This window comes from Paenibacillus ihbetae (assembly GCF_002741055.1).
Taxonomy (GTDB): domain Bacteria; phylum Bacillota; class Bacilli; order Paenibacillales; family Paenibacillaceae; genus Paenibacillus_AQ; species Paenibacillus_AQ ihbetae.
Window position 1 is genome coordinate 6,541,804 of sequence record NZ_CP016809.1, and the last position, 12,024, is coordinate 6,553,827.

Annotated in this window: 12 protein-coding genes; 7 read left to right on the forward strand and 5 right to left on the reverse strand. The window is 43.9% G+C overall.

Annotated elements, in window-relative coordinates; translation table 11 throughout:
• The first annotated feature begins 2 nt into the window (after positions 1–2).
• Positions 3–401, forward strand: coding sequence for a nuclear transport factor 2 family protein (locus BBD41_RS29440; protein ID WP_237086973.1), 399 nt, complete (start codon positions 3–5; stop codon positions 399–401).
• Positions 402–669: 268 nt separating this feature from the next.
• Here BBD41_RS29440 and BBD41_RS29445 read toward each other — a convergent pair whose 3' ends face one another.
• On the reverse strand, positions 670–1,737 hold the full coding sequence (locus BBD41_RS29445; protein WP_077566361.1) for a hemolysin family protein: 1,068 nt from the start codon (positions 1,735–1,737) through the stop codon (positions 670–672).
• Positions 1,738–1,801: 64 nt separating this feature from the next.
• Positions 1,802–3,112: a hemolysin family protein gene (locus BBD41_RS29450; protein ID WP_077566360.1), complete on the reverse strand. Its 1,311-nt coding sequence runs from the start codon at positions 3,110–3,112 to the stop codon at positions 1,802–1,804.
• A 580-nt stretch (positions 3,113–3,692) separates the two neighbouring features.
• Here BBD41_RS29450 and BBD41_RS29455 point away from each other — a divergent pair.
• From BBD41_RS29455 to BBD41_RS29470, 4 genes are all read left to right on the forward strand, one after another.
• Positions 3,693–4,118: a hypothetical protein gene (locus BBD41_RS29455; protein ID WP_189636021.1), complete on the forward strand. Its 426-nt coding sequence runs from the start codon at positions 3,693–3,695 to the stop codon at positions 4,116–4,118.
• Positions 4,119–4,211: 93 nt separating this feature from the next.
• A complete protein-coding gene (locus BBD41_RS29460; protein WP_007131469.1) occupies positions 4,212–4,484 on the forward strand; it encodes a DUF2277 domain-containing protein in 273 nt (90 codons plus the stop codon).
• Between the two features lie 292 nt (positions 4,485–4,776).
• A complete protein-coding gene (locus BBD41_RS29465) occupies positions 4,777–6,222 on the forward strand; it encodes an erythromycin esterase family protein (RefSeq protein WP_099480331.1) in 1,446 nt (481 codons plus the stop codon).
• Positions 6,223–6,494: 272 nt separating this feature from the next.
• On the forward strand, positions 6,495–7,433 hold the full coding sequence (locus tag BBD41_RS29470) for a phosphotransferase (protein ID WP_099480333.1): 939 nt from the start codon (positions 6,495–6,497) through the stop codon (positions 7,431–7,433).
• A gap of 39 nt (positions 7,434–7,472) precedes the next feature.
• On the opposite strand, the gene BBD41_RS29475 is transcribed toward BBD41_RS29470, so the two are convergent.
• Together BBD41_RS29475 and BBD41_RS29480 are read right to left on the reverse strand one after the other, a co-directional pair.
• Positions 7,473–8,132, reverse strand: a complete 660-nt coding sequence (locus tag BBD41_RS29475; RefSeq protein ID WP_099480335.1) for an AlkZ-related protein — start codon at positions 8,130–8,132, stop codon at positions 7,473–7,475.
• Positions 8,133–8,143: 11 nt separating this feature from the next.
• A complete protein-coding gene (locus tag BBD41_RS29480; RefSeq protein ID WP_007131465.1) occupies positions 8,144–8,530 on the reverse strand; it encodes a VOC family protein in 387 nt (128 codons plus the stop codon).
• A 728-nt stretch (positions 8,531–9,258) separates the two neighbouring features.
• Between BBD41_RS29480 and BBD41_RS29485 the strand changes: the two genes are divergently transcribed.
• Positions 9,259–9,702 (forward strand): GNAT family N-acetyltransferase, encoded by a 444-nt coding sequence (locus BBD41_RS29485; RefSeq protein WP_099480861.1) that lies wholly within the window; start codon positions 9,259–9,261, stop codon positions 9,700–9,702.
• A gap of 227 nt (positions 9,703–9,929) precedes the next feature.
• Here BBD41_RS29485 and BBD41_RS29490 read toward each other — a convergent pair whose 3' ends face one another.
• Positions 9,930–10,784 (reverse strand): helix-turn-helix domain-containing protein, encoded by an 855-nt coding sequence (locus BBD41_RS29490; protein WP_099480337.1) that lies wholly within the window; start codon positions 10,782–10,784, stop codon positions 9,930–9,932.
• Between the two features lie 106 nt (positions 10,785–10,890).
• On the opposite strand from BBD41_RS29490, the gene gap reads away from it, so the two are divergent.
• Entirely contained in the window at positions 10,891–11,892 is a 1,002-nt protein-coding gene (gap, locus tag BBD41_RS29495) for a type I glyceraldehyde-3-phosphate dehydrogenase (protein WP_099480339.1), read from the forward strand.
• Positions 11,893–12,024 lie beyond the last annotated feature (132 nt).

Genomic DNA, 12,024 nt, shown 5'->3' on the forward strand with positions numbered 1-12,024 from the left:
CGATGAAAAAGGTACACGAGCGCAGCCTGCAAGCATTTGATGCTTTTCGCCTGGCAATTGAGGAGGGGGATACGGAGCCGTTTGAAGCACTGGTGACCTCTGACTTTGCTTTTATTGTTCCGATCCCGTTTGAGGATTGGCAGGGGGAACAGAGAGGAACCGGGCGGTTTCGGCAATTGATCGAGCTGGAACGGGCCAGCATGAGTGCCAAGTTAACGCCGGTTAGCTGCATGGAGCAGGAGGATGCCGGGATCGTCATTTTTAAGGCGGAAGGGGTTTTTAACGGGAGGCCGTACGCCAATGAGCTGGTGATCGTGTTCCGGTACGAGCAGGAACGGATCCGCTCCTTCCGCGAGTATGTTGGCGTTACTTCCCATCTTCTTGCGATTGCGAAGGCGTAAGGCATGGAAAGCGGTTAAAACCGCGAGCCGAAGGGCTCTAGGTTTTGACCGCTTTCCACATTGTTGCCTGAACGCTATGGTACTCGGCGTTTTGAGGGAATGAGGATGATCATCCATTTGGAGGGTCTTCGAAAAATCGGCTGTCCGAGAAGCCCAAGTGATAGGCCATATCCGTCAGTTTCACATCCCTATGATTTTAAAATAACGTCAACCGCCCATAACGGGCTGATTGACGTTTAATATTGTTCATTACGCAGTAAGACTGGAATCAGCCCTGAAGAGCTGGCAGGCTGCGGCCTACCGATTCGTCACGAATGTCGCCGACGATTTCTTCCAAAATATCCTCCATCGTCACAAGTCCGACGATTTGGCCAGAAGCATCGGTCACGGCTGCCATATGAACCCGCGTCTGCTGCATTTTGAGCAGGACGTCCCGAATGGAGGCCGTGTCCGCGAAACGCGGCATGTCGTGGATGAAATGCTTCACGTCGGATTCCTTGCCGGCTGCAATGCTAGTCAGCATTTCCTTGGTATTGATGAATCCGACAAAGTGAGCCATCGAATGTTCATCCACGACCGGATAGCGGGTAAAATCATAGTTATCCAGCAACTGGATCAGCTCGTTCAGCGGCATTCCCTTACGAACGGTCACGATCTGGTCGCGGGGGATCATAATTTCCCGCAGCAATCGCTCGTCGAAGGCAAAGATATTGTTTAAATAGGCCCGTTCCGTCTGATTGATTTCGCCGCTTTCGTAGCTTTGATCCACGATCCATTTCAGTTCTTCCTCGGAGTGAACCGATTCATGTCCAGCCGGCTTGACGCCAACCATGCGAAGGAGCAAGCGGGCCGCGCCGTTAAGAGCGTGAATAAACGGATTCATGACCTTTCCGAACCAATACAGAGGTCCGGCCAGCAAGAGTGTCATTTTCTCCGCAAATTGGATGGCTAGCGTTTTTGGAGCCAGCTCGCCGATGACAACATGCAAAAACGTAATGATAGACAGGGCAATGATATAGGATAGTGCCGTTGCAACCGCCGCTGGCACATCGAATCGCTCGAAGAGGGGATGCAGCATGCGCTCCACGGTCGGTTCGCCTAGAGCACCAAGCACCAGGGCTGTGATCGTAATGCCAAGCTGGCAGGCAGACAAATAATAATCCAGGTCGCCCGCGACTTTCTTCGCAACCGTCGCTTTTTTGTTCCCTTCGGCAATCAGTTGATCCATTCTGGACATCCGCACTTTTAGAATGGCGAACTCGGCACCGACAAAGAATGCGGTCAGTGCGATGAACACGGCTACCAGAAACAGGTTTAATGCAATTATACCGTCCAATAATTTCCCTCAGGCGAGGGATTCACCTCCACAGGTAGATTGATTATAGCGATTGCTCGTTGGTTCAGATGGTAGGTTCCATTTGTTTTAACCGGACTTGCTTGATTTGCAGCTGGTCCGTTTCGGCGACGGTCCATACATAGCCGCCGAACTCGATTTCATCCCCGTTCTGCACTGTCGTGCCGCGTTGATACTGAATCCAGCCCGCGATCGTGTCCATGCCGCCGGTATCCTGGAAGATCATCCCGAATTGCCGCTCCAGGTCCTCCAGCAGGACGCGGCCGTTGATCAGGTATTGATCACCAACGATCTTTCGGATGTCAGCCACCTCATCGGCATCGAACTCGTCTCGGATTTCCCCGACGATTTCCTCCAATATGTCTTCCATCGTCAAAATACCGGCCGTGCCTCCGTACTCGTCGATAACAAGCGCCATATGCACCTGCTCTTGCTGCATCTTCAGCATAGCTTCCTTGATTGGGGTCGCCTCAAAGATATAGGGGATGGTGCGTACGAATTCCTCAAGATTGCGATGGCGTCCGCAAACGATATGCGGGAGCATTTTCTTCACGTTGACGACGCCGATGATGCGGTCCTTGCTGCCTTCCTCGATGACGGGGTAACGAGTGTAATTATTCTCGTCCAGGATGGAGACGATTTCTTCATACTTCATATCCTTGTCTAGCGTCACAAGTTCGGTTCTCGGCACCATGATATCTTTTGCGACTCGTTCGTCGAATGCGAATACGTTCTCCATGTAGGCCAACTTCGTCTGATTGATTTCGCCGCCTTCATAGCTCTGGGTCATGATGATGCGAAGCTCCTCCTCGGAATAATGCTCCTCATGCCCCGCCGGCTTAATGCCGAATCGTCGCAGAAGGACGCGTGAAGCTCCGTTCAACGCCCAGATGAAAGGGTACATGATCTTGCCGAACCAATATAGCGGGGCGGAGAGAAGAAGGGTCATCTTCTCAGCAAATTGGATCGCCAGCGTCTTCGGCGCCATCTCGCCTACGACGACATGAAGGAATGTCACGAGGATGAATGCGATCGCATAGGATGCAACCGATGCTGCGGCGTCCGAAACGTTGAGAAGGTCGAATATCGGGTACAGCAGCCGCTCAACGGCAGGCTTGCCAATGGCCCCGAGCCCCAGGGCGGTAACGGTTATGCCCAGCTGACATGCGGACAGATAGTAGTCCAGGTCGCTCGCGACCTTTTTGGCGGTGACCGCTTTCCGGTTGCCTTCAGCTATCAATTGATCAATTCGCGACATCCGGATCTTCACGACGGCAAATTCCGATGCGACGAAAAATGCGGTCAATCCGATCAAGACAACGAGTATGATTAAATTTGTAACGGTAATAATGTCCAATTAATTCCCTCAAATTTGAGGGATTCACCTCCAGATTGAAATACGGCTATTCGGATACGCACGATTCAATGCTGGTTCGGCTCCATTGCAAGCCACGAAAGGAGGTAGCTTGAAAAAGTCCCAACCACTCAAGCTGCTTGGCCGAACCGAGCAAAAAGCTTGTCGGCAGTCGCTTCTGAAACCGTTTTAGTTCAGGAGCTTGATCCATTTGCAATAACGCCTTCCCAATGTACTACCTCCTTCCTGTTTGTAATTATGATGGTTGGCTACAAAGCATAATTTGCTGCATTCGTAACCATACAGTATTACGTTATAGTCTGCAGTTGGTTTCATGAATTGTTCCTACACAATGCCCCGCTTGGCTTTTCCGACGCATCAATACCCATTCCTAACTCTTTGAACCAGGAATCAGCTTTGGCTGAAAAGTGATTTTGAGAAGTTTACCAACGAATGAATCCTGTCTCTATCTCTTTAACAAGCAATAACCTTCAAAGATAAGGGCTGATTTAACTAATTTCTTTCCTTTTCATAATTTAACAAGAATGTTACAGTCAACAAGAACGAGCATTCCGATTTAGAGATGAAAAGTGTAGGGGATATCTTTATTGCCGAAGTAATAAAGCGATATGACATTAATAGAGACAATATTCGTTCAATGGGCGGTTATGAAAGCTTTGTTTATGAATACCATAAAAACAATGCATTTTTCATATTGAAAATCTCACATACAATTAGAAGATCAATAAATAATATACGGGGGGAAATTGAATTTTTAAATTTTTTGTCGAAAAAAGGACTGGCAGTTTCAAATGCATTTCCATCGACCAGAGGTAATATGGTTGAAGAAATTGCTGCAGAAAATGGTTCGTTCCTAGCCATTTCATACGAAATGGCTCTTGGAAAAGAAGTGTCGGATGAAGATTGGAATGAATCGCTTTACGAAAAATGGGGCGAATGTTACTCGGGTTCGTTCCTTTACAAAGTCCGCGTTTTGCTTCTTTTTTAATATGAAAGGGTTGAGGAACTATTTGAATGAGCAAACTATGTTATGCTGGATACATCAAAGTGCGTTCATTACAAGAAAGGGGTTTAGTATGCCATGTGCCGAAATATCAAGACCTTATTTAATTTCGACCCGCCTGCGACGGATGAAGAAATTCAGGCTGCAGCGCTGCAATTCGTAAGGAAGCTCTCGGGCTTTAACCGTCCTTCCAAAGCGAACGAAGCAGCATTTAACCAAGGGGTGCAAGAGATTACCATCGTTGCAAGGCAGCTGCTGGATTCTTTGGTGACTCAAGCTGAACCCCGCAATCGAGAGGTTGAGATCGCTCGGGCCCGGGCACGAGCCGCTAAGCGATTCGGGGAATCTTGAGCGAAAATAGACGGAATCTCATTGGAGATTCTTCGTGTCGGGAACAAGATCATGGTCCCATTGAAAGTCGCTAATTTAGCGGCTTTTTTTGTTTTATCGGTACAAGTTCTTGTCCCGATTGCCGTAATGAATAAGAACATTACCCGATTGCCGATTAGATATGCATAAACTACATTTCACTTCTCTAGATCATTAAGCTGAAAGGCAGGATTACTCAATAAAATCATAGAATACCTAATATGGGATTTGATGTTAGGAAGATAAATCCCCTATAGAGAGGAGAGTTGCAACAATGAGGCGGCGATTATATTTAGCATGGATAACCGTTATATTGATATTACTTACTGCTTGTTCTAGTCAACCAAATGATCTAACGAATAAACTAGAAAAATATGCTGTACCCGTTAAGCAATTGACGATACCCGATGGTGTCCAGATTATTGGTTTAGGCGAAGCGACCCATAACAATGCTGAATTTCAGTCTGTGCGGCTTGATGTATTTAAGGTGCTTGTCGAAAAGTATGGAGTTCGCACATTGGTATTGGAGGAGGAATTTGCGGGTTCTGAATTAATGAATCGATATCTTTCTGGCGAGGACATAGAGTTGAAAGATGTGTGGGAAGACTGGATTCCGATGTACCACACACAAGAGATGGCTGCGTTATTCCATTGGATGCGCGAATATAATCGATCCGCATCTAGTGAAGAACAGTTGCAATATTGGGGCATGGATGTTCAGCGACCAAACCTAATACAACCCATACTTGACAAGTATTTAAAAGATGTGGATTGTGATCTTTACAGAGAGTTCAGCAGCATTAATGTAAGTGTTGATGACCTTATGGGATTATTTTATCTCTTAGTCGGTGATGAATTAGATTCTGATAGAGATAGAGCATTAACTGCAAGTATGTATAAACGGATACAACATCAATGGAGTCCACTGTTACAGAAGGATGTTCGTCTTATTGAACAATTGATACACAAAATGAATATGAAAGCTGATCATCTTATATCCAAGTCCAGCAAGCAATTGTACGAGATCGCGATGCAGAATATGCTGTCTATATATGCCTACTATTCGTCGATAAATGATTCTTTAATACGAGATTATAGTAAAGGTTATGGTTTCTTACACTTTATTTCACATTCGCAGAATCGCGATACAGCCATGAAGGAAAAAGTGGATTGGATTATAAATCAAGCAAACGGGCCGATACTAATCGCAGGGCATAATGGACATATCGCTAAAAAGATTAAAGCGTCAGGAGACTATTTTGTTAAAATTGCAGAAGATAAAGGGATTAGTGTAGATAACGAAATGCTAGAAATTACATATATCGGAGAACAATTAAAGAAAAGTTATGGTGAGGCATATTATACAATTGGAACATCCTTTAATGAGGGGGTATTAGCAGCAGACTCAATGATACGATCGGATAAGAATCCGCCTTCATTAACCGTTCGTATCGACAACATATTACTGAATTCATTCATGAAGTTGCCAGAGGATGCTTATTTCTTGGACTTTGATCGTGCAAAGCAAGATAAGCAATTAAAGCGAATACTCACGAAAGAGATGTTGAAGATGCCTCATATCGGAAGCCTTAATGGTGTTGATTTGAATGATCCTAATTCTCGCAACTCGGACGATTATCAATTTGAAATGAATTTAGATGAAGCATATGATGCTTTGATTAATTTTAGACATGCCAACCTGTTTACACCTTATAGATGATACCGGGAAACTAACGGGAAACGATAATTAAATAAAGAAAAGAAGGCAGCTGACAATGAATTGGGGCGCTGTCATTATCCTTCTATGCGTCGATATATTAGCAATTAAGCTAACAGAAACGTAAGTTGAATAAGGCTTAAAAATGAGCAGGCTACAGTTGCCTGCTCATTTTATTAAAGTTACGGGAAGTAGAGTTTCATTATAAACGTACTATCCAAAATAGTGTGTGATAAACTATTAGAAGCACGACGCTTGGGGGGATAAAGGACACAATGGAAAAATCTGCAGTTATACAAGCAGAGCGAATAGCATGCGATTTTCTTCAGGAACAAGTAAAAAGTTCATATCAAATTATAGGTAAAGGCATCATAAATCAAATTTTCGTAGTCGAAACGGAGAGTCATAAAGTTGTTGTCCGGATGAACGATAAAGATACATTTCAGAGCTTTATCACAGAAAAGTGGTGCATCGAGCAGGCAGCCGCAGTTGGCGTTCCAGGACCTAAGGTGTTGTCCATTGGTATAGTTGATGAAACCGCATTTATGATTCAAGCCTTTATTGAGGGAGACAACGGGGTAGACAGTACTGTTCCCAAGTCTGATATTTGGAGAAAACTAGGCGAATATGCCAAGCGTATTCATTCTATTCAAGTGAGAGGATATGGAGGGGATCTGATTGATCCAGTCCACGGTGAGTTTCAGTCACCTACTCATGCCGGATCAGACGGCAGTTGGCAAGGGTATGTGCAATATAATATCAATTGTTTGAATGAGCATGATCGTTTGATTGAGCTTGGAGTAATTACTCCGAAGGAATCGCAGAGAGTAAAAAAACTGTTTGAAAATTTGAAGAATACATCGTTTCACTTCGGCTTAAACCATGGAGACATGTCTTTGAAGAATACAATTGTCAATCAGGCAAAGCAAGTTATATTACTGGACTGGAATCCAGAAGTAAGCGTGGTACCGCATGCAACTGTTGCTCAATTGATACATTATCAAATTTTAGGACTAGAAGAAAGTGCAAGTGTTGAGGAATTTAAAGCGTTTATGGACGGGTACGGAATAAGTGAAAAAGACCTACCTGAAACGAGGCATTTGCTACTATTAAGGGCTTTCGATAACCTAAGGTGGGCTATTGATCGAAGCCCTGATCTGATCGATCCCTATGCTGCGTTTGCAAAACAAGTCATCAACATGATTATGGATTAGCAAAAAATGATCGGTTGATGATGCGTCATAGAGGCGGAGTCAGAGAGCTAGTTTCTTTGCAAAGAATCTAAAAGATTTCTCAGAGCAAATTTCGGATAATTCCGATTTCAACCGAATCCTCGCATCATCGACGAGTACATCTTCACTTCTTGCCTGAATCGAGCTCAACCATAATTCCGAAGGTTGGTAGCACATACTGTTCCAGCCTGAATTATCTTCATTTTGTTTTGCTGCTCCAGTGATAACGACATCACCATAATTCTGTAGTTCAACCAGTGACGTTTCATATTCTTTTTTGTTCTCTTTTTTATCCAAACCGGTCAATTTCCGCAAGTTTCGCGAATCGATATTTCCATGCTCGCACAAGACTTTATAGATATGATACGCAGTTCTTGATATCAGACCGTCATTATAACGTACTTCAATGGTTTTGCCGGATGATAGGAGGGACCTGACTATGGGAAAATAATCGGTTTGAATGAAGCAGGCCTTATCACTAAAAAACTTTCCATATGCAGCAACACCGTCTTGGACAATCCGAATACGCCACAACCATGGATCCGTACCGGATCCTGAATGCCAGTCGTTATGATCCGCCGCAGCTGTCAACGATGGATAATCTGGGATAAACGCTGCGAACGGAAGAATCTTATTTTTTTCTACTAATTGGACAAATTCTTCATAACTTATAGTACTCATTCAATACACCCCTACTCCATAGGAATTTCATGATACAACTCGATCAAGTTTCCTGCTGGATCTCTGAAATTTAAGCTTCTAATCCCATATTGCCTTGAAACCGGCTCAGATATAAAGTTTACCTTTCCCTTCAATTCGAGAAATGACTTATCTACGTCATTCACTTGAAAGACGATGACTGTCCTATCATTAAAGTGATCGTCTACAGAGTAAGATTCGTTGATCGCTTCGGCCATGGATTTTCGGTCAAAAAGGGCCAGAGTAGTGTTACCTGCATTGAAATCAGCATATCTTCCTTCCTCTGTTCCCCAAATGGGTTCCAACCCCATTACATCTCGGTAAAAAATAAAACATTCCTTAAAGCAATCTACAAGCAAGCGAGTGTGAGTTAGTTCCATGCCAATGGCCTCCAGACTATTTTGGAATAATTCGGTAATGAATCCTTATAAATATAACATTAACTGGGCTTAAGTGCTAATACATGTTCTAACACTCACATATCACCTCCTAGTACTTTATTTAAGTGATAAGAAAATAGGTGGGCTGGCACTTCAAGTGATTCATGTTTCCTGTTCACTTCATTACTTAACGAAAGTTAACGAGAATCTAAAACTTAGTATAGATTAGGATAGTGACAACTTCTGTCATAGTCATAAAGATACGGAGCTGATCGCATTTATAAATTCAAATGGGTCATGGAATTGATGAAGACCGTCAAATTTTAGAAGTAATACGTGACTCTAAGATACAAAGCGGAAAGAAAGGAAATTATTTAGCTAACGAGCAGGGTAGTTCAATAATTTCTCGAATTCTCTACATATGTGGCTATTTACGAAGAGCATAGATAGGATGTTATGCGAAACCGGGGCACTTATTTCATTTATATGCGCTATTCACAGGTGGTAGCTTATCTATTTCAAGCTAGTTCAATAATGTTAAGTCCTCTCCCTGAGGGTAGCTCTAAAGCCTGCCGTTACAGACAGCGGGTGACCGTACCACAAGTAACGGCAAGTGTTTTGATGATATGGGTTCTGTACCCACAATGCTATAAATGGTTACGAGCTAAACGCAGGGATAGGCAGGATAGCCCAAGAATTCATTGAATAAAGGGAGGGGGGTCAGCTTGGTGGATCAGATTACTCTTCACCGGTCCGATTGCTCTGATGTTGAGACAATAGCAAATTTACGGGCAATAGTACTACATGATGATTTAACAAGGTTAGGAAGATTTAATGAAGAGAGGGTTCGCCAACGTTTAAGGGATTCATTTGATCCAAATCATACATGGATCATAAAAGCAGGGCCTAGGTTTATTGGATGCATTGCTTTCAAAACGCTATCTGACGGGTATTTATTAGAGCATTTTTACATCCATCCTGATTTCCAAGGCAAAGGAATCGGCAGCCAAGTATTAACTTATTTCCTGAAACAAGATCATGTCGCAGGAAAACGGGTTACTTTGAATGTTCTTCAAGGAAGCGCGGCTATTCGTCTATATGAACGCTTCGGGTTTGCAGTGGATCGTGAGGATCCCGTTGATATTTTTATGTCCACGGTAGTAGACTCGTAGGGTTCATTTTTCATGACGGATAACGATAGTTTCAGGACATACTGGCTCCCTTTCGGCTAGAAACTGAAGCTTTGTCTGATGTCTCCATCTTGAATGAGTCATAGCAACTTGTTATTGCACTAACGAAGAACTATAGCGCAACAATTCATTACGGCAGCTGGCCACGTGACCGGCTGCCGTTGTTCGTTGAAGTAACATTAGATTATGAAGAAGAGAATCTTCCTTCATCATTGGGCAGCAGAGAACTTGCGGGAAATTTCCCTATATGCTGTTGGTGACATGCCTTTTTTAGCCGTAAATTGTTTAATGAAGTAAGTGTCATACTCAAATCCGGTAGCTCGTGCAATTTCATTTAAGCTCATGTCGGTATGAGTCAGAAGATTCCCCGCAACCTTCAAGCGGTGCGACATTAAGTAGCCCATCGCTGTGGACCCGCATCTTTCCTGAAACATCTTATTGAGCGAAACGCGGTTCAAGTACGCGCACTTTGTTAAATCATCCAGGGTGATTTTGTTCGAATAATTGGTGTGTATATATTCCAGAACCAAATCCACAGGTGATTGTTCACTGTGACGGTTTAAATCTTCAAGCACTCCCATGATTTGAATAAAATATTTTTTGATTCTACATGCCCAGAGTGCATCGCTTTGCGCATACACTTCCGTGCCAAGCACAAAAAACCACTCCAATAATTGTGGATATGCCTTCTCAGTTATGCGAGGTATGCCCGTTCGTTCAGGAGACTTACGAAACAGCGAAAGACCTGTTTGTATTTTCAAATCGGTCGGAAAGTAATTTTGTGTTTCAGAATGGGGGGTTGATTTAAGAAAATCCGGATGAAAACAAAATGAGGATGCAGAAACGTTGTGCTTATCTAAAACCTGTATCGTATCCTCTGCAGACAAACAAAGAATAGCGGGTGCTGAAATGGTGACCGGGCGTTCGTTCAATATCCCTTTTATACTTCCATTCGTAATAAAAACCAGAGTAAACCGCTCCGGATAGGGGAAATGTGTAAAATCCTCGGCAGCTACAAATTCGATATGTACCGTTCTATTTTTATGGCGGTCAATTTGTGGCATGGTTCTCACCTGACAGATAGTATAGTTAAATGCTTCACTTATGACAGTGTATCACAAAAATTCAAAGGATATAATTTGGATATCTGACAGAAAGGTGGTTATGATGATGGCAATCAACATCGCAATTAACGGTTTTGGCAGAATTGGCAGACTTGCATTTCGGCAGCTTTTTGATACTGATGGATATAGAGTTGCAGCCATCAATGATCTTACAAGTCCGCAGATGCTTGCGCACCTGCTGAAGCACGACACCACGCAAGGACGTTATGAAGCCAAGATTGGTTATAGCGAAAACAGCTTGAACGTGAATGGTGTGGATATTCCGATTTATACCGAAAAAGACCCCGGCAAGCTCCCCTGGAAAGAACTGCAAATTGATGTTGTACTGGAATGCACCGGCTTCTTCGCATCGAAAAAAGCGTCAGCAGCACATATTGAAGCAGGCGCAAAAAAGGTGCTGATCTCCACCACTGCCGGGAAGGATGTTCCTACGATTGTTTTCGGTATTAATGAACATACGTTGACTAAGAACGATACCATTGTTTCGGCTGCTTCCTGTACGACGAACTGCCTTGCGCCAATGGCGTATTTCTTGAACGAGCTTGCACCAATCAAAAAGGGCTTTATGACAACCATCCACGCCTACACAAATGACCAGAATACCTTGGATGGACCCCATGCCAAAGTCGACCTGCGGCGGGCGCGTTCTGCGGCGGGTAACATCATTCCGACCTCAACCGGAGCAGCAAAGGCAATCGGGCTAGTGATCCCGTCCTTGGATGGCAAGCTGGATGGAACATCGCAAAGGGTGCCGGTCATGGCGGGCTCATTGACAGAATTAACCGCAGTGGTAGGCGGCTCCGTGACAGCAGAGCAGGTCAATAAGAAGATGGAACAGTCTCAATCGGATGAGTATGGATATACAGATGAACAGCTTGTTTCGTCTGATATTATCGGCATGACTTACGGCAGTTTGTTCGACGCAACACAGACAAAGGTAACAGAGCTAGGAACAGACACATTGGTGAAAATAGCTGCGTGGTATGATAACGAGAACTCCTTTACCAGCCAGTTAGTACGCACCGCAAAATACTTAGCCCAATTATAATGTTTAGCGGGCTAAAGGATACTAAAAATGAGCGAAAACCACAAGGGCTGCCATAAACAGTGAAACAGGACATATCACACGGGAAAAGGGGCTGTCCTTGTTCGCATGGCATGGGGACATAAGAGTGCCGAG